Here is a 26,219-nt window from a genome sequence, read left to right as displayed (position 1 = left end):
CGAACCACGATCGGGCGCGCGGCGCGACCGGGACATCCGCGCGCGGACGCCCGTGACACGCGCGTGTCCGCCGCGCCGCCGCGCAGGCGTCGGAAAGCTGGCCATTCCCGAATTTCCAGGGCGAGCGCGCCATGCGTCCGCCTCGCGCCGTCGTCTGTCGTCTGCTCCGAGAGCCCTACTGAACCGCGCTCTCCAGCTCCGCCGTCGCGTCGTGGTAGGCGCGCGTGACGTCGGATTCGTCCAGGATGCCGACGATCTTGCCCTCGGCGTCGGTGACCAGGAGCTCCCGCACGCGCAGCTCCAGCAGCACCTGGAGCGCGTGGTGCAGGTCCTCGGCCTCGCTGACCGAGGCGGGGCTCGCCATCATGTCGTGCGCGATCGCGAGCCCCGAGAGCTCGGGGCTCGTCGCGGTGGCGCGGAGGATCTCGGCGTCGATGGTGCCGACGACCTTGCCGTCCTCGGAGAGCACGGGGAAGGTGTCCTGCCACTCGCACGCCGCGATGCGCTCGACGACGATCGAGGCGGGCGTCCGCGCCTCGAACGACACGAACGGGCGGCTGCGGATGACGATGTCGGCGACGCGGATGCTGCGGAGCACGTCGACGATGAGCTCGTCCCGGTGCGCCGGGGACTCGCGCTTGGTCGCGACCTGCGCGCGGTACAGGGTGCTGTGCCTGAGCGCCACGAAGGCGATGCCCTCGCAGAGCATGAGCGGCACGAGCAGGTCGTAGCTGCCGGCGAGCTCGCAGACCATGACGAGCGAGGCGATGGGCACGTGCGCGATCCCGCCGTAGAACGTGCCCATCCCGACGAGCGCGAACGCGCCGGGGTCGATGCGCGGGTCGCCGAGGAGGAGCTCCGCGGCGCGCCCGAAGGCCCCGCCCGTGAGCGCGCCGAGCACGAGCGAGGGGCCGAAGTCCCCCGCGCTGCCGCCCGAGCCGACGGTGAGCGAGGTCGCGACGATCTTCGTGGCGAGCAGCACGAGCAGGAGCTGCACCGCGGTCCACCCGCTCGGCAGCCACGCGGCCCCCGTGATCGCGATCTGGGCCGCCCCGTAGCCCGCGCCCAGCATCCCGAACCCCTGCCCCGGCCTGTCGAAGCGCGGCCCGAGGAGCATGAGCAGCGGGGTCACGAGCGCGCCGAGCGCGAGGCCGCCGAGCGCGGGCTTCGCCCAGGGCGGCAGCGTGATCCGGTGCACCGTGTGCTCCACGGCGTGCAGCGTCCGGAGGAAGACCGTGGCCACGAGCGAGACGACGAGCGCGAGCACGGCGTAGAGGGGGAGGTGGCTCGGGATGAACGGGTAGCGGGGCGCGTGCGCGAAGAGGGTCGACTCGCCGAAGAAGTAAATGAAGACCGAGTACGAGACGACGCTCGCGAGGATGGACGGGATGAGCGCGTCGGCCTCGAAGTCGTCGCGGTGCAGCACCTCGACGGCGAGGAGCGCGGCCCCGAGCGGCGTCCGGAACACGGCCGCCATGCCCGCGGCCGCGCCGGCGATGAGCAGGATCCGCCGCTCGCGCGTGTCCACCCGGAGCGCGCGGCCGATGATCGAGCCGATCGCGCCGCCGATCTGCATCGTCGGCCCCTCGCGCCCGCCGGCGCCGCCGCAGCCGAGCGTGAAGATCGAGGCGATCGCCTTCACCAGCGGGACGCGGCGGCGGAAGTTGCCGCCCAGGTGGTGGAACGCCCGGATGAAGGCGTCGCCGCCGCCGCCGCGGGTCTCGGGCGCGAGCTTCGTCGTGAGCACCCCGCCGACGAGGGCGCCGAACGCCGGCAGGACGAGGACGAGCCACGGCCGGAACGCCCCGATGTGCGCGCTCGAGAGCACCGCCTCGCCCTTGGCGCGGAGCGGCTCGTAGCCGGTGACCGCGATGAAGAGCTCGTGCTCGGCGAGCTCGAGGGCGGCGAAGAACAGCGAGCCGGCGATGCCGGCCGTCACGCCGACGAGGATCGCGTGGAGCAGCACCCGACCGACGAGCTGGAACGGGATCAGCCCCCGCGCGCGGGGGATCGGCGTGCGCGCCGCCCCCGCGCGGCTGGGGCGTGATGGGGAGTACTCGCGGGACGACATCATGATCTCGTGGCCCAGGGCCTCCCCCCTCGAGCGATGGGCCTGGCAGGAGCGGTAGCTTCCCTGATCTTCGGCGGATTGCCGCCTGAAATCGCCGCCAGGATCGGCGTCCCCGGAGGCGCCCTCGCGGTGTCAGCGTCCGCTCGGCTTCCGATCGGCGTTCCTGCGCCCCATAGCGAGGAAGGAAGCCTGGCGCGGGCGCGGCCTCCGGACCCGCCCGAGCCCGGACGAGGTGGAGTCATGACGACCGATCGGAGCACCGTCGAGTACGGCACCCTCATCACCGGAGACGCGAGCGTCACGATGGGCGACGCGGCCGTCCAGACGACGGACGAGAGCGTCCGCACGACCGCCGAGACCGTGGTCACGCCCGTGGTGGCGCTCGACTTGGCCGCCGAGATCCTGGCGAGCTCGCTCGGCACGCTGATCGACGAGGATTACGTGCCGGGCAAGACCCGGTTCCGGGACGTGCTCTGCGACCGGATCGACATCTCGCAGCTCGAGGCGGAGGAGCTTGTCGACGATATGGAGCGGTCGGGGCGGATCCGTTTCATCGGCGTGGCAGAGGGCCGGGGGTGGAACATCCAGCAGGGACCCGGTGTGCGTTGATCGCCGCTGTATCGCCCAGAAAGACCGGCTCGCCAGTCGTGCCTGACGAAACAATTCCCTTGCCGGCGTACTCAACTCATGGCCTACGTTGAGGCGCCCATGGAGGACGGTACGAAGCCCCGCAAGGCCGTGGTCCCGAACGCTCCGCCCGCTCCGCTCGTGATCGTGGCCGGTTGTCCTGCCGAGCTCGTCGCCGTGTGCCGGGAGGCGGGGGCCCGGCTCGGGGTGGTGGTGCGTGAGTGCGATCTGCGCTCGCTCCGGGCGACGAGCGCGGCGTCGCAGCCGTACGCCGTGATCGTGATGGAGGAGCTGTACCGGTTCGATCGGGAGGCGTTCGACTCGATCACCCGTCAGGCGCCGGCGTCGCTGGTGCGCGTCGATCGCCGGGAAGCGGACGACGAGTCGGCGCGGCGGCTGCTCGTCGATGCCGTCTTCGAGTCGGCGGCGACCGAGCCGAGCAGCGGGATCCGGTCCATCCTTACGTGAAGCGGCGTGAAGCGGCCCGACGCGACGGCGTCAGGGCTTGCGCTTCATGCCGGGGAGGGTGGCCTTCTCGGGCGGCGGCTCGAGGAACTCGATCTGCTCCGCGGACATGATGCCGTACTTCGGGTTGGCCGCCGCGCCGCCGGTCGACTTCGTGAACGTCACGCCGTAGGTGCCGGTGACCTTCACCTTCGCGCCGACGCCCGGGATCGGGTTCGGCAGCTCCTGGCCCCAGAACTCGTCCGTGAGCTTCGCCTCGCCTTCCTTGCCGCGCGGCGCTTTGTCGATCGCCTCGATCATGCTGTAGATCTGCGCGAAGTTCGAGGCCCAGCCCATGACGTCGATCATGTCCTTGGTCTCGCCCTTCTCGTCGGCGATCGCGAAGCTCGGGACCGGCGCCTTGCAGTCCGGCGGGTCACCCTTGCCCGTCTTGTGCACGGCACAGGCGGGGGCCTCGGCGAGGTTCGTCTTGACGATGTAGCCGACGATCGAGATCTTCTTGCCGTTCACGTCCTCGAAGTGGACGCGGCTCCGGAGGTCGTGCGTGACGCCCCAGACCGTGTAAGCGTCGCCCTGCTTCTTGTTCTTTGCGGGCAGCGTCGGCACCGCGGGCAGGGTCGCTTTGCGGCCGCTGAAGGCGGGCTTTGCCTGGTAGGGCTGCTCGTCCGTTCCGCACCCTGAAGTGCCCGCGACGAGGAGGATGGCGGCGAGGAGGGTTCGACCGAATCGGGCGTTCATGGCATCTCCAAGGTCAGCGTGACGGGCACCTCCAGCAGGAAAGATCCAGCGCTGGAATAGCCCTCGGACAGCGGTGCGCCGCGTGCGGGTCAGGCGCCTCTCGCATGCGCGCGCGACGGCGGAAACGGCTAACACGGCCGCGACTCGATCGTAAAGAGAAACGGAGACGTCCCCCTCTCTTCATCGATCATCGTCGCGCATCGTCGCGCATCGGCACGCGGCAGCGCACCGCGGCGGAGGGCGGGCGGAGGGGCGGAGGGCGGCAGAGCGCGACGGGCCGCTGCCGGCGCCGCCCATCGCGGGGCAGGAGGGCGCGAGAGGCGTGCTCGGCGAGGCCCGCAGCGCGCCCCGCCCGGCTGGGCTCGGCGCCGCCAGGCCGGGTTGCGCGGCTCTCCGCTGCGTTCTCCCTGCCCCGGGGTTGCCTCGAATACGCGAAGGACGCGTTTCCGCTCTTCGCGATGGCAACATCGATCGAGTACCCTCTCCGTCCCATGCGCGAGACGAACCTGCGCGCCGCTTTCGAAGCGTCGAAGGTCTTGGTGATGATCCTTGCTGGCGGCGAGGGCCGCCGGCTCGGCCCGTTGACGCACGACCGGGCGAAGCCTGCCGTGCCGTTCGGCGGCCGGTACCGGATCATCGACATCGTCCTCTCGAACTTCGTCAACTCCGGCCTGCACCGCATCAAGATCCTCACGCAGTACAAGAGCGCGTCGCTAGACGAGCACATCGCCCGAGCTTGGCGCCTCTCGCCGATGCTCGACAGCTTCATCGAGACCGTCCCTGCGCAGCAGCGCACGGGCAAGAGCTGGTTCAAGGGGTCGGCGGACGCCGTCTACCAGACCCAGCACGTCATCACGGACGAGTCGCCCGAGCACCTCTGCATCTTCGGCGGCGACCACGTCTACAAGATGGACGTGCGCCAGATGCTGCACGATCACCTGTCGCGCGACGCGGAGGTGACCGTCGCCGCCATCCCGGTGACGAAGGAGGAGGCCCGGGCCTTCGGCGTCATCGAGTGCGACGAGTCGGGGCGCATCCTCGCCTTCCACGAGAAGGTGCAGGATCCCCCGAGCATGCCCGGCAGGCCGGGCATGTGCCTCGCGTCGATGGGCAACTACATCTTCAAGACGAAGGCGCTGCTCGACGTCCTCGAGCACGACGCCGCGACGGAGGACAGCGCGCACGATTTCGGGCGCGACATCATCCCGCGCATGGTCCAGAGCGGCAGCCGCGTCTACGTCTACGATTTCCACGAGAACCGCGTCCCCGGCGAGGACGAGGGCGCCGGGTACTGGCGCGACATCGGGACGATCGACGCGTACTGGGCGGCCCAGATGGATCTGGTCAGCATCCAGCCGGCGTTCAATTTCTACAACCCGCGCTGGCCGATCCGGACCGGGATCAGCCACGACCCGCCCGCCAAGTTCGTCTTCCGCGACGAGGCGAACGCGCGCGTCGGCATCGCCACGGACAGCCTGGTCTCGCTCGGGTGCATCATCTCCGGCGGCAGGATCCACCGCAGCGTGCTCTCGAACCGGGTCCGCGTGAACTCCTTCAGCCACATCGAGGAGTGCGTGCTGTTCGAGGACGTCAAGATCGGGCGCCACGTCAAGCTCCGCCGCTGCATCATCGACAAGGACGTCGAGATCCCCGCCGGCGCCGAGATCGGCTTCAACCTCGAGGAGGACCGCAAGAAGTGGTTCGTCAGCGAGGGCGGGATCGTCGTGATCCCGAAGCGCGCCAAGATCGACTCCCCGTAATGCGCCTGACCGAGGCCCGGCGTGGCGCCGTCCAGGTGGCCCGCGTGCAAAACTCCTGAATTGCATGTAAAATTCCGATCGCGGCGCGCGGAGGCGCGTGGCGGCGCGTGGTGGCAACCGCGCGCTCGCCGGCGGGGCCGCGCGGTCCTGCCGTGCCCGGGGGGACGGGCCTGGGCGCCCCCCATGGAACGGGCGTCCCTGCTACGTTGGGTGTGAGATGCCGCGCACGATCATCATCGGTGACGTTCACGGCTGCCGGGATGAGCTGGCGCGGCTGATCGAGCACGTCGGCCTCGCATCGGGCGATCGGGTCGTCATGGTCGGCGATCTGATCGTGCGCGGCCCCGATCCGTGCGGAACGCTCGATCTGCTCCGGGAGGTCGGCGCGATCTCCGTGCGGGGCAACCACGAGGATCGGCTGCTCCGCTGGCGTGCCGGTCGGAGCGATCCTCGCGGCGAGCCGCTGGGGGAGCTCTCGAAGGAGACCGCGCAGCAGCTGCGCAAGCGGGACTGGGCGTGGCTCGAGACGCTGCCGTACTGGCTGGATCTGCCGGAGCACGGGCTCCGTGTCGTCCATGCGGGGCTGATCCCCGGGTTGCCGATCGAGCGACAGGATCCGCACACGTTGATGTACGTGCGCTGCCTCGGCCGCTACGGCGAGCCGGTCGAGCGCCGCGGGGGCAAGACGCTGTGGGGCCAGACGTACCAGGGCCCGCCGCACGTGGTGTTCGGCCACAACGCGCGGAGCGAGCCGCAGATGCACGCGTGGGCGACCGGGATCGACACGGGCGCGGTCTACGGGGGGCGCTTGACGGCGATGGTGCTCCACGACGGCGAGCGCGTCCCGCCGCCGGCGTCGCGCTCCGAGGTGCTCGTCTCGGTTCCGGCGCGGCGCCGCTACGTCGGACGTTAAAAATGCTCCGCGTGTTCCAGCGGTTCCGCGCGATCGGCCGCGCCTCTCTGCGGGAATTTCGTTAGGCTCCGGTCCGCGCCGCGGCCGCTCTTCAGGCCGGCGGCCCGTCACGGAGCAAGCCAGGTGGAGCCTCGATACCCGTTCGTTGCAGTCGATGTCCCGGAGCCGGAGGCCGACGAGATCGGCGCCTTGCTCTTCGAGCTGGGCGCCAGCGGCGTCGAGCAGCGCGACGAGCAGACGCTCGTCCGCGGCGCGCGATCGGGCCAGGTGACGCTCGTCGCCAGCTTCGAGGATCACGGCGAGGCGATGGACGCCATCGCGTCGCTCGGGGAGCTCTCGCCGCCGCTCGCCGCGCGGCTCGAGGAGGTGGTGGGCGACGCCTGGCGCGACGCGTGGAAGGAGCACTTCGCGCCGTTCGCGCTGACGCCCACGATCACGGTCGTGCCGCCGTGGGCGGAGCGCGCGCCCGAGCGCGAGGGCGAGCGGGTGCTGCTGCTCGAGCCGGGCAGGGCGTTCGGCACGGGGCTCCACGCGACGACGGCGCTCGTGGCGGAGCTCCTCGACGAGCACGCGGCGGAGCTCCGCGGCCGCGAGATCCTCGACGTGGGCACGGGCAGCGGCATCCTCGCGCTGGTCGCGCTGCTGCTCGGCGCGGAGCGGGCGGTCGCGATCGACAACGACGAGGACGTGATCGAGGTGGTCCTCGAGAACGCGGCGCGCAACGGCCTCGAGGGCCGCATCGAGGCGAGCGCCGGCGTGGTCGAGGGGGTGACGCGGCGGTTCCCGTGGGTCGTCGCGAACATCGAGGCGCGGGTGCTGCGGCCGCTGGCGCCGGAGCTCGCGCGCGTGCTCGATCCGGGCGGCTGGCTGATCCTGTCGGGCATCCTCGAGAGCGAGCGCGACGATCTGATCGCGCGGTACACGTCGTTGCCGCGCCCGCTCGAGCACGTCGCGACCCGGCCGGATCCGGCGTCGCCGGGCGGCGATCGCAGGGCCGGGCGGGGCGACGCGGGCGGCGAGGGCTGGGTGGCGCTCCTGTTCCGCGCGCCGGGCGGCGCGGCGTCCTCGCCGGGATGAGCGGGCAGGGGCTCTTGCGGGTGCCGCTCGGCGCGATCGCGGCCGGCGTGATCGCGCTGCCGCCCGAGGCGGCGAGCTACGTCGTGCGGGTGCACCGCCTCCGGGAGGGGGATCGGTTCGTCGTGTTCGATCCGGAGCTCGGCGTCGAGGCGGAGGCCACGCTCGAGTCGATCGGTCGCCGCGGGGCGGAGGCGCGCATCGACGCGCCCCGCCCGGCCGCGCTGCGGCCTGGCCGGCGCGTGACGTGGATCCAGGCGGTGGGCAAGGGCGACAAGATGGACGCGGTGGTGCGCGACGCGACCGAGCTCGGGGCGACGCGGATCATCCCGGCGATCTCGGCGCGGAGCGTGGCGCGGCCCGCCGAGGACAGGAGCCAGCGCTGGCGCCGCATCGCGGTGGAGGCGGCGCGGCAGTGCGGCCGCGGGGACGCGCCCCGGGTGGAGGCGCCGATGAGCCTCGCGGCGGCGCTCGCCGAGGCGCGGGCGGCGCCGTCGACGGAGGGCGGCGCGCTGGGGATGTGCCTGGATCCCTACGCGGAGACGCCGCTCGGCGCGCGGCTGGCCGCGCTGTCGCCGGGCATGGAGGCGGCGTTCGCGGTCGGACCGGAGGGCGGGTTCACGCCGGAGGAACTCGGCATGTGCGCGGCGCTCGGTTTCGAGCGGGTGCGCCTCGGCGCGCTGACGTTGCGCACGGAGACGGTGTGCGCAGCGGCGCTCGGGGCGCTGATCGCGGTGAGCGACGCGCGCGCAGGGTGATGGGGCGGCTAGCGAGCGGCGAGCTGGTAGCGAGCGGCGAGCTGGTAGCGAGCGGCGAGCTGGTAGCGAGCGGCGAGCCGGCCGGCGCTGGGCGTCGCGTCATGGGGTCCTGCTTCGGAGGTGCGGCGCGGTGGATCGCGGCGTTGCTCGGCGCGCTCGCGGTCGCGCTCTGCGCGTGCAGCAACACAACAGACGCTCCGGGGAGAGCGCGCGCGCCGGCGCCCGACGGGGCCGCGCTCGATGCAGCGGAGCCCGGCCTCGTGCCTGCAGCGCCGACCCCGGCCGTCACCGTGGCCGCGACCGCGCTGCCCGAGCCGGCGCCGTGGCCCCGAGCGCGTCCGCCGCGCGTCGAGACGGACTGGTGCATCGACGGCGTCGACGCGCTCGACGAGGAGACCTGCTACGTGCTGCCCGACGCGCCGACCCGGACGCTGCTGCTCTACCTCCATGGCATCGTCCCGCCGGGGAAGGAGAGCGAGCAGAAGACCAACGTCGAGACGGTCGTGTCCCGCGCCGCCCGGCGCGCGGGCGTCGCCGCGCTGATACCGCGCGGCAAGGTCGGCCTCGCGCCGAAGGGCTACGCGAGCTGGCGCGGCTGGCCGACGGGAGAGCGGGCGTACGAGGAGCACGCCGCCGCGCTCGTCGCGGTGTTCGCGGAGAAGCGGAGAAAGCTCGAGGAGATCACCGGCGTCTCGTTCTCGAGGGTATACGTCGCCGGCTCGTCGTCGGGCGCGTACTTCGCCGCGGCGCTCGCGCTGCGCGGTGGGATCGACGCCGACGGGTTCGGCGCGATGTCCGGCGGGGGAGGCCACGCGACGACCCAGCTCGCGACGCTCGCGCCTAGGCCGTTCTACATCGGCTTCGGCGCCAACGACACGGTGGGCGGCTCGGCCCGCGCCCTCGCCGGCGTGCTGCGCGGCGCGGGCTGGCCCGTGCGCGTCGCCGTGCACCCGTTCGGCCACGGCGCGAAGGAGGTGTACCTGGACGAGGCGTTCGCCTTCTGGCGCGAGCACGAGGCGCGGTAGAGCGCCGCGCCAGCACCCCGCATCCCCGCGGGTGAGGCGACATGGTCCCTCACATTTGCTCGGGTCTCGCCGCAGCTCGCGTCTCGCGGTAGAATGCCAGGTACGTCAGGTAAGATAGCATGATCTACAGCTTCCCAAGCTATGTGCCCGGCATTGCGATTGCCATCGCGGTCGTTGCTGCGTCGATCGGCGCGCTCCTGCTGTGGAGGCGCCAGCCGATGATAATTGCCTTGATCGCATTTGGGGTTGCTGCGGTAGCCGGCGGCCTCTTCGCGCCGATGCTGGCGATGGATCGGGTCGTCCTCGACGACCAGAAGCTGGAGCAGACTACGGGGTTCTGGTTCGCGCCGACCGTGAAGGGATTTCGTCTCGCTGAGGTCGCGTCCCTCGCGATTGGCACCGCCAGGGATAGAAAGAATCGCGAGATTGAGGTGTGGATTGTGAAGATGAAGGACGGCCAAACGCGAGAGATCGACCCTGGTGACCTCTGGGAGATGAACGGCCAGGACATCATCCGGCGCCTGAGAGAAAAAGGAATCGACGTCAGGCGATGAGGAGAGGCTTGTTTACCTCGCGCTCGGTGTCGGCGACCGTCGCTGGGGCGAGGCGGAGCATCCCGCGAAGCGCGCGGCTACGGTGGCATGGGTCGTCTGCTCCCGAACCGTGGTCGCAGAGGCGGTGCATGGGCGTGTTGACTCGCGGCAGGAGATCGAAGAACTGAACGCCAAGGCGCCAAGACGCAAAAAAAAGCAAGAGAGCGAGAGGGGCGTTCTCGTAACCATTGCAAGGCCAGCTCCGAGCCGTCGGTCAGGGAGATGACCCGGTCCATCCATCAGCGGCGATGGCGGGCGATCTGAGAAGAGAAGCCTTCATCGGAAAGGCGCGGCACGGGGGTGAACGTGTTCTCGTGGCGCGTGAAGATGTCGAGCGACTGCCGATATACGAGTGTCGCGCCGCTCACCGTGAGCGCGATCGGCCCTTTGCCGGTGGCGACGCTGAGCGTTGTCCCGTCGAGCATCCAGGTGGTGCGGGGGTCGCTCCAGCTCTCGTGGATCGGATCGTAGCGCCCATGATCGGAGCGGGCGCCGCCGTCGATCGAATACGCGTACTGTCCAGTGCCGTCCTTCGAGAAGGAGAGCGTCTCCACGAGGGTCTGGTCGACCGTCCACGTCCCGTCGATCGAGCTTATGACGCTGTGCGAGAAGTTCCGGAGGGTGAAGGTGGTGGCGGCGAGGAAGTCCGGGATGCTCTGCACCGTGAGCGCCCTCGTTTGCAGGTCCGCTGCGCCGCGGCCGAACGCGCGCAGCACGAACATCTGCGTCGCGCTGACCTGCACGCGCAGGCTCGTGCCCACGACCTTGCCGATGCCTTCGATCTCGATACTGACAGCGTTGGCGACGTCCCAGCTGAGCGTCACCGTCTGCGGCCCGTGCTGCAGGTCGACCGGGTTCACGTCCACCTGGAACGCGTGGATCACCACCGGCGGCAGCCTGACCGTGATCGGCACGTACGCGCCCGCGACCTTGTGCCCAGAGCCGTCGTACGCGTCGAGGTAGTACGTGATCGACTCGACCGGCAGCGGCAGCGGGGAATACATCTGACTGAAGGAGAGGTCGCCCGGCGCGGAGTGCCTGTATGTCGTGCCGTCGATCTCGTACGACAAGTCGAGCCGGCTCACCCCGAACGTTTGCCACGCCAGCGTGACCGGATCGCCTTGATTGATGATATCCGGGGTCGTGTTGATGAACCGCAGTATCCCCGGTGTAGGCAGCCTCTTCTCGACGGAAAGGACGAAAGCGCCGTCGTTGTAGCCGGGGATGTTGCTGTATTGAATGTAAAGCTGCGTGATGCCCGGCGAGAGCTCACTTACCAGGTTTTCGATCGTGAACTCGGCGCTCGCGGCGCTTCCGACGCCGAGGATCTCGGGCGTCAGCGGCAGAAGCCGCCAGGTTGGCGTGTCGCCCGGGGGCCCGGGCTCGACGCTCCAGCGGTCGGCATATACCTGCGCGAGCTTCACCTGGACGTCGGCGGCGCGCGCCCGTGTGGTCAGCGCGCCATACCCCGGCGCCTCCTCGCAGACGAAGAAGAGCAGAAACACGGGCGGGCTCGGCCCTGGCGGCGTGCCGGGGGACACGATCGGCGTGGTCGGCGAGGGATTGCTCAGGTGGAACACCAGCGTGTTCGTGATCGGGTTGTTCGCGTCGCGCGTGAGGAAGACGGTGGAGTCGTCGACGAAGCCCACATTGAGCGAGAGATCGCGCTGCCCCGACGGCGGGTTCTCGCGGAGCAGCGCGGCCGCGCAGCTGTCGTCGTCGATGGCGCCGGCGTTGTAGTAATCGACGGTGACCGTGCCCGGCGCCGGCTGTCCGCTCGCGATCACGTTGGTGAGGACGATCGCGATCGACGCTTCGTCGGCCAGCACGAGATCGTCCGTTGGCGTGAGGCCCCAGTTGGCCACGTCGTCCCGGAAGAATGCGGCGTTCCAGCCCGGCGCGCTCACCTGGAACTCGCCGAGCTCGCTCGCCGAAAAGAGGGCGCCAAACGTCAAATAAAGCGCGGTCGGTCCGCCGCGCGCGACCTGTTCTTCGGGCACCGGCGCGGCGCCGCCTTTGAGGGCCAGTGGAGCGCCGGTTTGGTTGGTCAACGAGATTGTGATCCGGTTCCTCGTTGCCTCGGTGGTGATGTAGACCGCGGGCTTCCCGTCCGCGTTCTGCACCGAGAGCGTGAGCGGCGGCGCCGCCGTGAGGAGCCCCGCCGGGCGAGCGGTCCTGGCGGCGGCAGCGCGGGTCAGGCGCAGCCAGCCTTCCTGGAGCTGCCGCGCGGAGTCGAGCGTCCCCGCCGCGCGGATGGGCGACAGATCGGAGTTCACCGAAAAGCCCCGTCCTCCCGGTCGAGCCGTAACCCACGACCACGCGTAGCCGCTCTCCGCCGGCAGCGGCAAGGCGAGCGGCCCCTCGCCGGTGACGATCGGCGACGCGAGGAATGTGACAGCGATGCGCCCGAGCGCGTCGCTGTAGAGGTCTGGAGGAATCGTGATCTCTTTTACCGGCAGGATACCGGTCGTCGCGTGGATCGAGCCGCGTGGATCGACGAGCATTGACAGCGTGAGCGCGGCCGCGTCGCCGCCGCTCGCCAGCGACAGCGTGTCGGCGGCCGGCGGCGAAATGCCGCCATCGGCTGACGCGCTCGCGGGGGCATAGAACGTCTGGTACGCGCCGGCGCTGCCGTCATCGATGAAGTAGCCGATCAACCCATCGTTGAGATTGCTCAGATCGCCGAGCCGCACCGGGAATTTCACCGAGGGGAACCCGGCTGCGTCGCGCTTCGCGTAGGGCGCGCGCGCCGAGGCCGCCGCGTTGAACGCGGTCGTGCCCTGGTTGAGCGCCGGCAGCCCTTCGAGCTCGAGACGCAGCGACGCGCGAGCGAGCGCGAGCGGCTGCCCCACGAGCAGGCTCAAGCCGCCGTCCTGCTGCTGCCCGATCGGGTTCACGCTGGTCATGGACCGGTCCATGACCTCCAGCAGTCGAGTCAGGAACTGCCTTGCGCGCGGGTTATTGTAGATTCCCAGCGCGAACGCCTTCAAGTGCGGGTTCTGGTCGGCGAGCGCCTGCTCGATCGGCTGGCCGAACCTGTCGCTGCCGGGGGCGCCTTGCCAGGTCGGCCCCTGCACGTTGAGCGAGCCAACCGCATGCCCGTCGGCGTCATAGAGCATCAAGCTGTCGTCGAGGTGATTGAAGAGCACCCAGCCGCAGATGGGCGTGGCAGCAGGGGGGCCGCTGCTCTCCACTTGGTCGCCGGTCGCGGAAAGCCAGCGAAACAGGAGGCGGCTCGGCTGGGTGATGCGCGGCGGCAGCACCACCGTCGCGCCGCTCGCCGCCTCGCCGGCGGGACGCAGGCTCGCGGCCCGAAGCAGCGGCGGCGCGTTGAAATCGCGCACCTGACCGAACGCGTCGACGATGCGCAGCCTCGTGATCTTCATCGTGCCAGCGCGCAGCGGGTTGTACAGGCGCAGCGGCAGCGGAGCGGTCGCGTTCTCGCCCGCCACTGCCTGCGGCACCAGCTGATTGGAGAGGCGATCGTGATCGAGCCCGTCGAGGCTGGCGAGCGGATCGGACACCGGCAGCTGGAGCGTCGCCTTGCGCGTGAGGAGCGATTGATTGAAGCCGTCCATCGCCTGCGCCATCGCCGAGAGCGTCAGGCCGTCGCGCACTTGCTTGAGCTCGCTCGCGTGCGGGTCGTCAGGGTGTTGACGGAGCCACGTATCGATCTGCGACGTGAGACCGACCTCGGTGCGGTGGCTGAGCACGATCGAGCCGCTGTACGTCTCGATCGTCGCCGGCGGCGCGGCCTTCGGCGTCAGGTCGATCGCATCCGCATCCAGCGCGAAGTTGGATGCGATGAAGTCGCTCGGATAGCTCGCGCTGAGCCCCTCGCCGACCGGCCGCGTGGGTGAGAACGCCACCTCCCACTGGAGGACGAGCGGGATCCAGGGCGCTGACCACGCCTTCACGCCCACCGGTGAGGGCGCCCTACCGGTGAAGCTGACCCCGCCTGTCGCCACGCCGCTCATCAGCCCCGCCTGCGCGGCCCGCACGGCCGCGAGGAACCCAGCCGGATCGCCCGTCGCCGGATTGGTCGGGCCCCCCTGCGCCGCCACTGCGCGCGCCAGGATCCAAGCGCGATCGGGGTCGAGGAAGAACGCCTCGCCGACGAGCGCAGCGGCCTCAGGCGGGATCGCGGCGCGGGCGTCGGCCGCGCACCGGGGCAGCGCAGCCGCGGTCACCGGGCCGGCGCCCGCGGCGGTCATCGACGAGAGCAGCGCGCTCGACAGGCGGCACGCCAGCAGGCCGTTGCCGCCATGGCGCGCCGACGGATTGAGATCCGCGCCCGAGATCACCAGCACCGGATCGTTCGGCTGCCAGTAGCGAGGCGCGTCGGTTGAGTCGAGCTGATACGCGCCGCCGAGCGCCGCGGTCACCGCATCCACGCGCTGCGTGAGCGTGGTGGCGAGCTGCTGCGCGGATTGCAGCGCGGCGTTCAGCTCGTCCAGCTCGGACTTGATCAGGTGGAACGCGTCGTCGCCGCCGGGCGCGCCGGTCTCGGGGTGCTGTAGGAGCATGTAGCGATACCAATCGAGGAAGATCTGGCTGCGGCGCGACGTGATCTCACGCGCCGCCCGGTCGCACGCCTCCTGCGTGATGTTGAGATCATTGAGTTTGGTTGCGAGGTCGGCGGGCACCGTGCCGGAGTCGCCCGAGGCGGCGGCTGCGTCCGTGAGGGCAGCGGCATCGACCAAAACGGGCGCGTGCTTGTCCCGGGGCGCGCCGGCGCCCGCGCGCTTGAGCCTCCAGATCGTCCCCCCCGAGCGCGCGCCGAACGCCGCCTGGTGCAGCAGCTCCTCGGCCGCCGCCAGTCCGCCCGGCACGTCCAGCCGTGAGAGCAGGTTGAGCTGAAGCAAGAGCAGCACGCGCTCGATCTCTGGCAGGGCGGCGAACTGCGGCTGCTCGGCGACCAGCGCCGCGATCGCCTCGGTCGTGTGGTTCCCGATGGCGACGTCGACCGGCGTGTCGGCGCGCGGCGTGACGTAGCGCCTTTGGGGATCCCACGTAATGCCGCGCAGCAGGCCGCTGCACACCGTGCGCGCAGGAAAGGCGGACGCGCTGTCGAGCGCGAAGGTCCACGCGAGCGTCCTCTCGAGGAACGCCAGCTTGGCGGCGGGCGTGGTCACGCCGTCGGGGAAGCTCAGCGTGGCCAGCGGATCGCCAGCGCCCGAATACCACCCGATGACCGCATACGAGAGCTTGCTCCCGGCGGGCAGCGACGCGTCGGCGAGCGCATCGAAGAAGCCGAACACGTTGGTGCAGTGCTGGTAGACGGCGGCGAAGCTGGGCGTGCCGTAGCCGAGCGCCGTGTGGACGGCGGCCGTCGCCTTGGCGGTGCCGTCGATCCACGTCGCGACGGGGAACGCGCGCCCGAGCCGGCGCTGCGCCTTGTTGGGGCGGGCCTTCGTCTCGGGGGCGAGCGGCACCGCGCGGCTCATCGAGTCGTGCGGCTGCGCGGGCGAGCCGTCGCCCTCGTCCCACAGGTGATCGCTCTCGATCACCCAGCCGCTCACCGCGCACGCCGGCGCCGATGGATTCGACTCATCGGTCGCGATGCGCACCACCAACCAGCGGTTGGGCGCCGTGGGAAACTGGATCTTTCCCCCCGCGCCGGTCGCGCCGCGCGTGAGCGAGGCGGGCAGCGCCCAGTGCAGGTGGACGCCTTGCCCGAGCGGGTTCGCTGCCGGCTGGAACGGGCGCGGAAGCGCCATCTCGCTCACGTTCGCCTTGGGCTGCACCGGCGCGCCGCTCGCGTTGAGGTACGGCAGGATCGAAAAATCCGCGGCCAGCTCGGCGAAATCCTTGGTGCCGTACCCGTCGCCCCCGTGCGCGTCCGGGTCTCCGACGCAGAGCGCGGCGATATCGATCGGCACCACGAGCGCGGGGGCTGCCTCGAATCTGATGTTCACGGACTCGTCTCCTTACGCGACCATGAAGCGGACCAGCTGTACGCCCTCGACCAGCTGGAGCGCGAACTCCGCTGCGGTGAACGTGCGGCCCTGATTGCCTTGAGCCGCTTCGATGTTGCTCCTGAGATCGCGCGCCAGCTTGGCGATCTGGATGGCGCGGCCGCTGCGGTATCCGACCGTCGTCGACGGCGCGCCCGCGATCACGCTGCCCGGCTGCGTGCCCGCCGGCGCGGTCCCGGGCACGGTCACGTAGCGAAGGTCCTTGCCGGTAGCGCTGACGTCGACGCCGAAGTGCAGCCCCTCCGACGGCTCTTGCACGTCCACCGCGTGCACCGACCCCTCGGCGAGGAACAAGAGCACGCTCGGCGCGACGCGATCCATGCGCAGCACGTTGGGCAGCGGCGAAAGGTTCGCGTCGTAGGCGCGTACCTCGACGCCCGGCCAGCCGTCGACCACCGCCGAGCGCAAGAGAAAGCCGCTCGCGACCTTCGGCGGCGCGGCTGCGGCGTAGAGCTTGGGGGCGAGCGCGGCGTCGTGCGCGAGATCAGCCGAGCTCGAACGACCGATGCTGCACGCGCCCTCGAGCAGCGCGTTCACCCAGTTGAGATCGAGCTGAAAGAAGCGGAACGACTCTGGCGGCAGCATGGTCGCGTCCGGAAGCAGCGACGAGAGCGGCACGCCGTTGAGGAGCGCGAGCGCTCGTAGCCAGCTCGCCAGCTCGTCGGGGACCTCGGTGTCAGCGTGGATCGCGGCGAGCGTCGGCGCGTGCGCCACCGCCTCGACGAGACGCTCGTGGTGGTGGCGCCGCGGCATCAGGCAGCGCTCGGCGCCCGCCCGCGCGCGCTGTCCTCCCGGCGATTGCACGCGCCTCTCCGCGACGGCCTGGGTCAAGAGGTGCGCCGCGCCCGCGCGCAGGGCCGCGGCTCCCTCCCGCCGTAGCGCGGCGTGATCGACGCCGAGCGTCGTGCCCAGCCGCTCGACCACCACCTGGCGCTCGAGCGTGAGCGCGGTCTTCACCTGGTTATGCCGCTTCCAATTATAGAGCCCGACAGCGAAGCCTCGATTTTGCAGCGCGATGAGTCGACCCATCTGCCATGCAGCGGCGTACGAGACGTCCATCATGCCGGTCTCGGGCTCGTAGCGGACCGCCTGATCCGCCGACGAGAGCGGCGCAGCGGCGCCGGCCGAGCCGGGCGCGGGGACGATGACCGGCGCCGCCGCGAACGGCAGCAGCGGCCCGCGCAGCCACGACACCGTGGTGTCGCCGAGGCGCGTCAGGTGATTGACCGCCGTGTATCCGAGCTTGAACGCGTTGGCCACCCGGCTCGCCGCGTCGCTGCCGTCGCCGCTCGCGGCGGGGCGCTGCAGCGCTCCGACGCTCACTCGCTCGAGGTAACCGCTGAACGTCTCGCCCGCGTCGACGGACGTGAAGCTCCAGCTGCGCAGCGAGAGCAGCCGAACGTTGCGCGCGGCGGCGCCGCTCTCGAGCTGGATCTTCGCGGGCGTGTACGTATCGGCGGCGGGGAGCATGGTCGAGAGCCCTTCGAGCGAGACCAGGTGCACCGTGCACTTCGTGTTGGGCGCGGGCAGCCGATTGCCGACGATCACCGAGCACTCGGTGCTGGTGCCGGCGGCGCCGCTCGCCTTCGCCTCGGCGGAGGCGATGCGCGCGTGCGCGAGCCACCGCAGATCCAAGGCGCTCGGGGCGATCGCGCTGAAGATCGCGACCGGGACGTCGATCACTCGGCATGGATCCCACCAGCTCTCGCCGTACTCGGTCGCGAACGCGGGAATCTTGAGCGCGCGAAACCCGTCGCCATAAGAGGCGGTGTCGGCGGGCAGGGTGCTGGCGCTCTTCGGCTTGCCCGCCGCCGCGTCGTCCTTGCTGCGATAGAAGTCGCCGCGCTGCAAATCGCCCATCTGCGCGGCTCGCGACGGCGGCGCCTCGCCCTCCTCGAACAAGAGGAGCGCGAGCCAGCTCGCGCCGCTTTCGCTGTCGTCAGCCGAGCGCTCCCACGGCAGCGTACGGCGCTCGAACACCACGTGCGGGAGCACATTCGCGAACTCTCCGTGGCTATTCGGCGGCGGAAATACCGATCGCACCTCCGACGCGTCGAGCGAAAGCCGCTCGCCGCGCACGACGAACCGCCGTGTATTGACGTAGCGCTCGTTGATGGTGTCCGCGCCGGCGCGCTGCGGGTTCTTGTTGAGCAGCGTCTGCTCGACCGTGACGAGGTACGTGCCCGAAAGGAGCGGCGGCTGGCGCCGGTCCACGAACACGATGTCTCCCTGGACCTTCGGCGGAACTTCGTTGGCCATGCTCGCTCCCCTCTCGGTCAGGCCGCCCTCGCCGGCTCCTCGCCCAGGTAGCTCAACACCGGCGCGCTGAGCAGGACGTCGGCGGCGTGCGCCGCGAGCGCGTCCACATTGACCGACGGGTCCACGGTCACGCCCTGCGCCCGCAGCGCCGCGAGGATTCCGACGCGCGTGCTCGCCACCTTGCGGGCGTCGTTCACCGTGCTGGTGAGCACGTCCATGGCGCGCCCCTGATCGAACGGATCGCCGGTGGCGACCTTGGGCGCGCTCCACGCGCCCTGTCCCTGGTGGGGATGGGGCGTCGTCTGCAGGATCGCGAGGCGCACCGGGACCGGCGTCTGATCCGGCGCCGTCAGCGGCGCGCTCAGGCGGAAGCCGCTGAGCGTGTCCGCGATCATCGGCGCGCCGGCGTTGAGCGTGGTCAGGTTGGGGTTGAGCGCCACCGACGGCGACCAGGGCGCGGACGGGACGTTGCGCTTGATGGGCGTGGCAGCGAGCTCGACCGGGAAGTGGTAGTCCTCCGCGTCGCCGTCGAGCCGGAAGATCGAGATCGCGTGCCGCGACACGAAGTCGGCGGCCGCGACCGCCACCGGGCCGACGCCGACTGCGCGGCTCCACTCGCCCGAGAGCGGCGTCGTCCGCGGCGCGTTCGCGGCGTCACCGGTCGTGTAGCTCGCCTCTGTCGACGGCATCGCCGAGTGAGTCTCGAGCACGAGGGTCTCGGGGTTGACGATCCAGTCGGGATCATCGTCACCGCGCTTCTGGCCGCTGAGATCCTGGAGCAAGCCGGAGGCGACGCGGCTGCTGCAATAGGTGTCGATCGGGATCGGAGGCGGATCGCCGCCCGATCGCGCGCCGCGCGGCGACGGCGACGGCGACGCAGAACCCTTCGGCAAGAACGACGACTTGAATTCGCTCCACGAGATCGGCTCGGGGCTCGGGTCACTGTCGCCGAACGAGATCGTGAAGCTGACGACGTAGAGATCGACGGTGGCGCGGCCCGCGAACGAGGGACCCCAGAAATCGAGGTCCACGCCCACTCGCACCGTGACCGTGAACGACGTGATCCACAAATCTACCTTGTACGAGGCGCCCAGACTCACGGCGACGTGCGCCCGGTAGTAGAATGGTCTCCACGAGAGCAGAAAGTCCGCGTCAGCGGAGAACCACGCCTTCAGATCGCCGCTTTGCCAGACCGCCTCCATCGACCCGCCCGCCATCACGGCCGCTGGCGTGAGCGCGAAATAGAAGTCGCCTTTGACGGTCAGCTCGTCGCTCACCCGCCAATTGACGCCCACGCGCGGCACCAGCGGATAGCGCGCCGGCCTCGCGAACGCGGGGTGATAGCCGCCGAGCGTGACGAGGAAGTCGCCGGCCGACGCGTCAGCCGTATCCCTGAACCACGCGCGGAGCGCGAACCCACCCGTCAGATGACAGTCGCGCGAGAGGATGTAGGAAGCGGGGGTGAGCTTGCCGTCGACGGCGAGCATGCCTTCGTCAGGCGAGAAGCTCGCCTCGAGCGCCATCTCCGCGAAGCCGATCGGATCGGGCGCGTTGCTTGGCACGGCCAGCATCGACAGCCCGAGCAGATCGATCTCGAAGCGCGCTCCGAAGGTCGCGGTCAAAAGGGCGAACGAGTGCACAAGCTCGAAGGAGGTGAAGCGCACGCCGAGCGCGAGCCAGCTGTCGCCGAGCGAGATCGGGATCGCGTCGCTCATCACCTCGAGCGCCGCGGCCGGGTCGGTCTTGCCGTGAAATGGATTCTTCGACGGGGTGTCGGCGAGCGCGGCGGCGACCAGCGGGAACTTCGGCAGCGCGTCCAGGCTCGGAAGGATCAACCTGCGATTGAAGCCGAGGCCGAGCGCGAGCCCGGTGACGAAGGCGAACGCCGGCCCGCCTAGCGGCGCGTCGAGCATGGCGAAGAAGAAGAACGTCGGCTGCCCCTGGAAGTTGCTGAACTCGCCGACGCTCGCGACGCCGAACGCCTCCGTCTCGACCACCACCTGGCCGGCGTACTGCGGCGATGCGCTGTCGATGCCGCGGTCGGGCAGCGCGAGCAACGTGCCGCTGACGTTGAGGACGCTCTCCGACAAGTTGATGCCGAGCCCGTCGAGGTGAAAGCTCGGCGAAAAGCTCGACAGCGGGCTCGTCACGCGGAGGCCCATGAGCGAGACCGTGAGGCCGGCGAACGTCAGCGACGCGTCGAGCGCGACCTCGATCTGCCCGCCCGCGTAGCCGAGCCCGAGCCGCTGGAACCACACCGGCCCGAATGCGCGCTGCACGTCCAGCCACTTCATCGAGTCGCCGGCCGCGACCGGCGGCGGCGCGGTCAGGCGCGCGGCGGCGCCGTCGAGCGGGATTACGAGCAGCGCGCTGTCGCTCCCCATGGTGATCGGCACAGCCAGCAGGACGCCTCGGCGCGCGGGGCCGGTCGGGAGCGTGCCGGCGTCCGGATCGGCGGCGCGGAGGGAGGCGTTGACGTCGGCGACGGTGCGGGCGTCGAGATCCTTCGAGACCACCGTGAAGCGGAGGTCGTGAAGCCCAATCGATCGCGCGGCCGGTAGCCCGGCTCCGACGACCGGCACATTGCCGAGATCGATCGCGACGTGCGTCTGAAACACGAACGCGTACCAGCGGCCCCCGTCCGCGTCTCGGCGCGAGACGAGGCTCGCGCCCGCGTTTCCATAGCTCGCCGAGCGCGCCGTGATGAGCAGCGCCACGCTCGCGAAATCGTAAGCGAGGGACGCGCGCACGAGCCCGAGATCGAGCTCCGGCGGCAGGGGCAGGGAGACGCCGAGCGCACCCGCGATGTCGGCGAAGCCGGTCGGCCGCGCGCTGCTCCACGACGCGCTGACGCGCCGCGACCCCGGCGACATGTCGAACGCGAGCGTGAAGGAGGCGGCGCCGATCGTGAGCGTGCCCGACGTGCTGGCGGTGACGCCGGCGGCGCTGTCCGCGTAGGCGATCCGGATCCGCGCCGCCACGTCGTGGTCGGCGATGGTGAAGCGACCGTCGCAGCCGAACGTCACCCTGCCCGAATTGCTGTCGAAGGTGAACGCCAGCGCGTCGAGCACGAGGTCGGTGAGCGCCGACGGCAGCGCGAGCCCGAATTGCCGGCTCAGCTCGTCGAGCAGCCGACCGATAACGACGACCTGGTCGGGCGCGGTCGATCCTGAGAAGGTCCAGCCCGCGCCTGGGCCCGGCACGTCGACCGCGACCTCGATCAGCACGTCGGCGATGCGCACGAGCCCGCTCACCCTCGCCGAGCGAGCCTGAGCGCGCCGGACGATCGAGAGCGCGGCCTCCTCGACGCCCCAGAGCGCACCGCCGAGCGGGAGCCACCAGGTCCCATCGATGGTCACGTCGAGCGAGTAGCCGGCCGACGACGCGTCGAACGTCAGCACGTCGAGCGCGAGCGCCGGCGCGGGCGCGGACGCGCCGAGAAAAAGCGCGAGAAGATCGCCGAGGGCGAGCCCGCTGCCCTGGCGCAGGTAGCCTTGCACCGCGAGATCCGGGAACGTCGCGTTCACGACCATGGTGCCGGCGCCGAGCGCGACCTCGCCGCCGACGGACACGCGCGCGTTGTCGAGCGAGAACGGTCGCGCGAGGGTGACGGTGACCTTGAGGGTTGACACGGTGAGGTCGGCGCCAGTGGCGTCGATGTGCAGGAGATTCCACGGCGATGCGCTCTCCAGCGCCACGCCGATGCCGGTGAGCCCGCCGCCGCCTCCGATGTCCAGATCGAAGAAGAGCGTGGTGACCCGGACGCTGTCGGCGACGCGGAAGAGGGTCTGCGCGCGCAGCAGGCTGGCGAGGCCGACGTGCTGCACGAGCGCCTCAAGATCGTCGAGCGCGGCCGCGATGCCGTCGCCCACGTCCGCCTGGAAGCGAAGCGGGCCGCCGAGGCTCGTGGTCTCGAGCGACAGCGGGATCGGCGGCGAACGGCGGTCGCCCGTGCCGAGCGTGATGCTGGTAGCGAGGCCGAGCCACGGGATAGCGCCGAACGCTCGCGTCCACGGGTCGTAGGCGAGCCGCATGCCGATGGACAGCGTGACGTCGTTCGCCTCGGCAAAGCCGAGGTTCACGGAACTTACCGCCGGAGCGATCAAATGGACGTCGTGGAGCTTGGAGCCTTGCTCCTTGATGACGATGCTCCCCGAGAGCGGCAGCGAGTCCCTTCCGAGCAAGCCTGAGAGGCCGGCGGTCATTGCCTTGAGGTCGATGGTCGCGGCGAGAGCCATCCCCGGAGCGCCCGCGGCGCTCTGCGGATCGGTGTGGAGCGTGAGCGTCGGCGGTGAAGCGAACCGCAGCGCGGTGGCGAGCGGGCTCGCCAGCGCCGGCAGCGCGGCCGTGAGCGTGAAGCCGGCGCCGGCGGTCGCGGTGAGCTGGAAGTGTGAGTGGCCATCGCGATCGTAGAAGCGCGCCTCGACGCTCATGCCGGTGAGGGGCAGATCGACGCCGGTCCCGCGCACCACCGCCGTCCCGTCAGCGGCAACGTCGAGCCGCGCCTGCGTCAGCGACAAAACCGCGTTCGGGAAGAAATCACCGGCGATCGCGTCGATGGCCGGCGACTGCAAGTCGCCGGTCTTGAGGGCAAACGCGCTCCCCTTCAGGCTGCGCTGCAGGACGTCGGTCAGGTTGCTCATGGGCATCTCACGCCAGCGTCCAGCGGAAGGTGCCCATTGATGTCTGTTCTAGCTGAAGGCGGGTGCTTTCGCGAAAGAGGAACATATTCCCGGAGAACGCGTAGATGCGGCCGTCCCCTGGGTCGCTCAGGCGGTACGAGAACTTATCCCCCCACTTCTCGAGGATCTTCGAGTCCTCCGGATCCTTCTTCCACACTTCGAGTTGTTCCTCCCAGTTGGTTCCCGCCTCCTCCTCCGTCTGCCAGTAATCGATGTGGTGTTCGGCTCCCTTGTCGCGCTCATCGAGCAGCTCGAGCCAACGTTCCAGCGCCTTATAGCGCGGCAGGCGGTGTGAGGACTCATTATAGCCAACGCTCACCGCCGCTCGCGCGGGGTCTACCAGCTTGACGTAGGCTGGCGACGAGGACGTGTCCGAGCTGCCGTGGTGACCGACCTGCGCGATCGCGACTTCCTTGATGGCATCGGGGTGCTTATCCATCAGGAACCTCTCCGTGCTGAAGGTCGCGTCTCCGACGAGCAGCGCGACCGAGCGGTCGATGGAGAGGCGCGTCACGAGGCTGGCCGCGTTGGCTGCGTCCTTCGGCTCGGTGAGCGCGTTCCCGTTTTCATCCTTCAGCCCAGTTTTCTGGTTGATAGGGACATTGCCGGCGATGATCGCTATCTCCCAGTTTTTACCATTCTTCGTCCTTCCCGACAAAACCACCTGCTTGCTACCGGCGATCGGGGTCGTCCCTGCTTTCTTGAACCCGTCCTCTCTGCGCCATTGCTTGAGCTCGTCCTTGGTATCGTTGATGGTGACCTCGTAGATCGCCGCGGTGTCGAGTTTGTTCGCATAGATCCAATGATTCGCGCTGTTCTCACTGTAGTTGCCCATCGGGCTGTCGTCTCTGTAGCTCTGGCTCAAGTACACGCGCTCCACACCGATGGGCGGCTCGATCGTCGAGTACGATTTCCCGTCGATGTCGAACGGCTCCTTGAACTTGGTGCCCCAGAAGAACTCGCCGAGCTTGTTATAGTGGTCGCGGTCCGGATGCGTGAGGATCAGCGAATGGACCTTCTTCTCGGTGCCGGCCCACGTCTTCGACCGCAGCAAGAGCTGTGCGCGCACGAACGGCTCGTCTTCGAGGTAGGCCTTGCTGCCGCAGTCGACGACCACCACCTGGCCGTCGGGGCAGCGGATCAGCGTGCAGTCGCCTTGTCCCATGTAGATGAAGACGAGCTCAAAGCGCTCGGCCGCATCGTCATCGACGTCTGTCCCTTTCATGTCGGCCATGCCGGCTCCTCGATCTCCGAAGTCGTCGCGTCGAGCAGCCGGCGAAGCCGCGCGAGCGCATGCGGGTCGCTCGGGCGCGCGCCCCAGCGGTACAAAAAGAGCGGCGGCGGCGCGTCCGCGAGCCGCCGGAAGCCGAGCCGCTCGAGCGCGCGGATCGAGCGCACGTTCTCGGCGAGCACCAGGGTGAACAGCTCCTCGACCCCGTCTTGGGTGATCGCCAGGCGGCGCAGCCGATGCGCCGCGGCGGTGCCGAGGCCGAGCCCCCAGTGCTCGCGCGAGAGCCAGAAGACGAAGCTCCCTGCCGATTGGAACGTCGAGAGGGTGATCACACCGACGGTGCCGCGATCGACATGCTCGATGGCGAACGCGCGGCGTCCCGCGCCGGTGGTGACGGCGCGGATCCAGCGAGCGGCGTCCAGCTCCGACGAGATCGGCGCGAGCCGCGAGAGGCGCGTCACCTCCGCGTCGGCGTGCGCGGCGATCCACGGCGCGTGTGCGGGCGTGAGCGGCGCGAGCGTGAGGTCGAGGTCGACCGAGAGCACGCGCGCCGCCGCGAGCTGTGGATCGAGACGGAGCGCGTCGCGCGCGTGGCGCCTCGCCTCCTCGAGCCGGCCGAGGCTCGCGCTGGTGACCGCGGCGTGGAGGCGCGTGACCGCCGTGGGACCGGTGAGCGACTCGGCGCGCTCGAAGAGCGCCAGTGCTTGCTCGTGATCGCCAAGGGCCGAAAACAGCGCGCCGACGGGGAGGGAGATCTCGTGCGGGCTGGTCCCCGAGAGGTCGGCCGCGAGCACGCGGTGCAAGATGGCGCGAAATGAGCGGCGCTCCTCGGGGGAGGCGCCCGGCAGGAGCTTTGCGAGCCGCGGCTGACAGGCGCGGAAGACGTCGGTGTCGCAGCGCGCGAGGTCGAGCAGCTCGGCAATCTCCAAAAGGCCCATGGTATCGCGGTGCCGCGTCACCGTCCGCATGAGCTCCACGAGATCGGCGGGGCCGAAATCGGCGATGTGCTGCTCGAACGCGTCGCGGGTACGCGAGAGCTCGCCGCGCCCCGCGCCGAACACGTAGGCCGCGACGTGGAGCCCGCGCCTCGTGTGCTTCGGCTCGATCACCTGGCCGCCGGCGCCGGTCACGTAGTCGGTGAGGGCATGATAGTTGACGTTGAACGAGATGCTGCCATGGCGCGCCGGGAGCGGGCGAACGTCCCGCCGCACGTCGGTGAGCGCCGGCGTCCCCTTGTCGGCGCTGAGCAGCAGCAGGCGCCCGCGCGCCATGGCGATCAGGTTGGCGACGCACTGGAGCGCGCCGACCGGCAGCAGGAACCAGCCGCTCGACAGCGAGGCGCCGTAGGCGTCGAGGAGGCGGTTCCAGCTCGCGTCGGCGTAGCGCGGCTCGGAGCACGGCCGCGCCTCGTAGCTCGGATCCATGTCGAGCGAGCGCTGCGCGTCGAGCGCGACGTGGCACTCGTAGAGCCGACCGCCGTCGATCATGAACAGATCGTGAGGAATGCTGTCGAAGAGGTAGTTGGCGATGGCGATCACGCGCCCCGGCGCGGCGTCGCCGAGCGTGCGCCCGCCCTCGAGCATGGTGAGCGCCCGATCGGCGCACGCGTCGAAGAGCGCGAAGTCGAGCACGCCGCGCGCCACGTACTCCGCGAGCTTCGGGTGAGCGCGCCAGAACTCGACGTTTGCGCGGCTGATATCGCTCATGACGTAGGTGATCGGCGGCCGCGCGCGCTCCCCGTCGTCGTCGAAATAGGCGCGCAGGAAATGATGCGCGAAGCGCCCGGACCCCGCGCCCAGCTCGACGACATAAGCGCGTTCGGCCGCGGACACGTCCTCGAGATGGGCGGCGACCACTTGCGCATACGCGTGCGCGATGAACGCATTCGACGTGACGAAGCTCGGGACTACGCCCTTGCGCCAGGCATCGACCCCCGCCCGCTCGAAGTACTCGCGCTGAAGGCGCCACAGTGGCGACTGTGAAAGCGGGAGTAACGCATCCGTCTGCATGAGACCGACTCCGCCACTGAATGACCCTCCACCTTA

Annotated in this window: 15 protein-coding genes; 8 read left to right on the top strand and 7 right to left on the bottom strand. The window is 70.2% G+C overall.

Annotated features, from left to right (window positions below; all coding sequences use genetic code 11):
- Positions 1-175: 175 nt before the first annotated feature.
- Complete coding sequence (locus WMF29_RS37680) at positions 176-2,074, bottom strand: chloride channel protein (RefSeq protein ID WP_437324933.1); 1,899 nt, start codon at positions 2,072-2,074, stop codon at positions 176-178.
- A 237-nt stretch (positions 2,075-2,311) separates the two neighbouring features.
- On the opposite strand from WMF29_RS37680, the gene WMF29_RS37675 reads away from it, so the two are divergent.
- Positions 2,312-2,680 (top strand): hypothetical protein, encoded by a 369-nt coding sequence (locus WMF29_RS37675; protein WP_437324932.1) that lies wholly within the window; start codon positions 2,312-2,314, stop codon positions 2,678-2,680.
- A 78-nt stretch (positions 2,681-2,758) separates the two neighbouring features.
- Positions 2,759-3,166, top strand: a complete 408-nt coding sequence (locus WMF29_RS37670) for a hypothetical protein (RefSeq protein WP_437324931.1) — start codon at positions 2,759-2,761, stop codon at positions 3,164-3,166.
- 30 nt (positions 3,167-3,196) lie between these two features.
- Here WMF29_RS37670 and WMF29_RS37665 read toward each other — a convergent pair whose 3' ends face one another.
- Positions 3,197-3,901 (bottom strand): hypothetical protein, encoded by a 705-nt coding sequence (locus tag WMF29_RS37665; RefSeq protein ID WP_437324930.1) that lies wholly within the window; start codon positions 3,899-3,901, stop codon positions 3,197-3,199.
- Between the two features lie 491 nt (positions 3,902-4,392).
- Here WMF29_RS37665 and glgC point away from each other — a divergent pair, with 491 nt between their 5' ends.
- The 6 genes from glgC to WMF29_RS37635 all read left to right on the top strand — a co-directional run bounded on the left by glgC (position 4,393) and on the right by WMF29_RS37635 (position 9,985).
- Positions 4,393-5,661: a glucose-1-phosphate adenylyltransferase gene (gene glgC / locus WMF29_RS37660; protein WP_437331207.1), complete on the top strand. Its 1,269-nt coding sequence runs from the start codon at positions 4,393-4,395 to the stop codon at positions 5,659-5,661.
- Positions 5,662-5,878: 217 nt separating this feature from the next.
- A complete protein-coding gene (locus WMF29_RS37655) occupies positions 5,879-6,574 on the top strand; it encodes a metallophosphoesterase (RefSeq protein ID WP_272104061.1) in 696 nt (231 codons plus the stop codon).
- Between the two features lie 123 nt (positions 6,575-6,697).
- Positions 6,698-7,651, top strand: a complete 954-nt coding sequence (locus WMF29_RS37650; RefSeq protein ID WP_437324929.1) for a 50S ribosomal protein L11 methyltransferase — start codon at positions 6,698-6,700, stop codon at positions 7,649-7,651.
- The gene (locus tag WMF29_RS37645; protein ID WP_272104065.1) at positions 7,648-8,406 is read left to right on the top strand and encodes an RsmE family RNA methyltransferase; all 759 of its coding nucleotides are present in this window, start codon (positions 7,648-7,650) and stop codon (positions 8,404-8,406) included. The genes WMF29_RS37650 and WMF29_RS37645 overlap by 4 nt, the downstream gene beginning before the upstream one ends.
- A gap of 101 nt (positions 8,407-8,507) precedes the next feature.
- On the top strand, positions 8,508-9,431 hold the full coding sequence (locus WMF29_RS37640) for an alpha/beta hydrolase (RefSeq protein WP_437324928.1): 924 nt from the start codon (positions 8,508-8,510) through the stop codon (positions 9,429-9,431).
- Between the two features lie 119 nt (positions 9,432-9,550).
- The gene (locus tag WMF29_RS37635; RefSeq protein ID WP_437324927.1) at positions 9,551-9,985 is read left to right on the top strand and encodes a hypothetical protein; all 435 of its coding nucleotides are present in this window, start codon (positions 9,551-9,553) and stop codon (positions 9,983-9,985) included.
- Positions 9,986-10,263: 278 nt separating this feature from the next.
- Here the strand turns inward: WMF29_RS37635 and WMF29_RS37630 are convergent, their stop codons facing one another.
- From WMF29_RS37630 to WMF29_RS37610, 5 genes are read right to left on the bottom strand one after another with little or no spacing between them, the layout of a single operon-like run.
- The gene (locus WMF29_RS37630; RefSeq protein WP_437324926.1) at positions 10,264-15,942 is read right to left on the bottom strand and encodes a hypothetical protein; all 5,679 of its coding nucleotides are present in this window, start codon (positions 15,940-15,942) and stop codon (positions 10,264-10,266) included.
- Positions 15,943-15,954: 12 nt separating this feature from the next.
- A complete protein-coding gene (locus WMF29_RS37625; RefSeq protein ID WP_437324925.1) occupies positions 15,955-18,261 on the bottom strand; it encodes a hypothetical protein in 2,307 nt (768 codons plus the stop codon).
- A gap of 17 nt (positions 18,262-18,278) precedes the next feature.
- Positions 18,279-22,904 (bottom strand): DUF6603 domain-containing protein, encoded by a 4,626-nt coding sequence (locus WMF29_RS37620; protein ID WP_437324924.1) that lies wholly within the window; start codon positions 22,902-22,904, stop codon positions 18,279-18,281.
- A gap of 7 nt (positions 22,905-22,911) precedes the next feature.
- The gene (locus WMF29_RS37615; protein WP_437324923.1) at positions 22,912-24,177 is read right to left on the bottom strand and encodes a ComEC/Rec2 family competence protein; all 1,266 of its coding nucleotides are present in this window, start codon (positions 24,175-24,177) and stop codon (positions 22,912-22,914) included.
- Complete coding sequence (locus WMF29_RS37610) at positions 24,165-26,183, bottom strand: SAM-dependent methyltransferase (protein ID WP_437324922.1); 2,019 nt, start codon at positions 26,181-26,183, stop codon at positions 24,165-24,167. The genes WMF29_RS37615 and WMF29_RS37610 overlap by 13 nt, the downstream gene beginning before the upstream one ends.
- Between the last annotated feature and the right edge of the window lie 36 nt (positions 26,184-26,219).

It is taken from the genome of Sorangium sp. So ce381, from assembly GCF_051473845.1.
Lineage (GTDB): Bacteria > Myxococcota_A > Polyangia > Polyangiales > Polyangiaceae > Sorangium > Sorangium atrum.
The sequence above is the reverse complement of the archived record's forward strand: the minus strand, read 5'-3'. Positions and strand labels throughout refer to the sequence as shown.

Coding starts and splice junctions, on each gene's coding strand:
- WMF29_RS37620 (WP_437324924.1), bottom strand. CDS start 22,904: ATGAGCAACCTGACCGACGTCCTGCAGCGCAGCCTGAAGGGGAGCGCG.
- WMF29_RS37675 (WP_437324932.1), top strand. CDS start 2,312: ATGACGACCGATCGGAGCACCGTCGAGTACGGCACCCTCATCACCGGA.
- WMF29_RS37670 (WP_437324931.1), top strand. CDS start 2,759: ATGGCCTACGTTGAGGCGCCCATGGAGGACGGTACGAAGCCCCGCAAG.
- WMF29_RS37665 (WP_437324930.1), bottom strand. CDS start 3,901: ATGAACGCCCGATTCGGTCGAACCCTCCTCGCCGCCATCCTCCTCGTC.
- WMF29_RS37610 (WP_437324922.1), bottom strand. CDS start 26,183: ATGCAGACGGATGCGTTACTCCCGCTTTCACAGTCGCCACTGTGGCGC.
- WMF29_RS37615 (WP_437324923.1), bottom strand. CDS start 24,177: ATGGCCGACATGAAAGGGACAGACGTCGATGACGATGCGGCCGAGCGC.
- glgC (WP_437331207.1), top strand. CDS start 4,393: ATGCGCGAGACGAACCTGCGCGCCGCTTTCGAAGCGTCGAAGGTCTTG.
- WMF29_RS37645 (WP_272104065.1), top strand. CDS start 7,648: ATGAGCGGGCAGGGGCTCTTGCGGGTGCCGCTCGGCGCGATCGCGGCC.
- WMF29_RS37640 (WP_437324928.1), top strand. CDS start 8,508: ATGGGGTCCTGCTTCGGAGGTGCGGCGCGGTGGATCGCGGCGTTGCTC.
- WMF29_RS37625 (WP_437324925.1), bottom strand. CDS start 18,261: ATGGCCAACGAAGTTCCGCCGAAGGTCCAGGGAGACATCGTGTTCGTG.
- WMF29_RS37680 (WP_437324933.1), bottom strand. CDS start 2,074: ATGATGTCGTCCCGCGAGTACTCCCCATCACGCCCCAGCCGCGCGGGG.
- WMF29_RS37635 (WP_437324927.1), top strand. CDS start 9,551: ATGATCTACAGCTTCCCAAGCTATGTGCCCGGCATTGCGATTGCCATC.
- WMF29_RS37655 (WP_272104061.1), top strand. CDS start 5,879: ATGCCGCGCACGATCATCATCGGTGACGTTCACGGCTGCCGGGATGAG.